Genomic DNA, 303 nt, shown 5'->3' with positions numbered 1-303 from the left:
CGGACATGCCCCCCAGGTCACCGTCACCGGTCACTCCCTCGGCGGCGCGCTGGCCCAGATCACCTCGCACCATTTCAACGTCAAGGGCGAAACCTTCAACGCCTATGGCGCGGTCAGCCTCAGCTACCGCATCCCGGAAGGCGGCAACACCATGATCAACCATGTCATGGCCTCCGATCCGGTCAGCGCGGCGTCGCCGCACTTCGGCCAGGTGCGCATCTACGCCCGGCAGAATGAAATCAGCACGCTTGCCGCGAACGGCTTCAGCAATCACTCGTTGCGCGCCCTGATTCCTGATCGGCC

At 64.4% G+C, this 303-nt stretch carries 1 protein-coding gene; it reads left to right on the top strand.

Translation table 11 applies throughout. From position 1 onward, the window contains the following. Positions 1–303 (top strand): hypothetical protein (locus EN850_RS35425; protein ID WP_210238088.1); only part of this gene is annotated, 303 nt, incomplete at both ends.

It is taken from the genome of Mesorhizobium sp. M8A.F.Ca.ET.207.01.1.1 (assembly GCF_004794715.1).
Taxonomy (GTDB): Bacteria; Pseudomonadota; Alphaproteobacteria; order Rhizobiales; family Rhizobiaceae; genus Mesorhizobium.
This window is presented reverse-complemented; position numbering and strand designations above follow the sequence as displayed.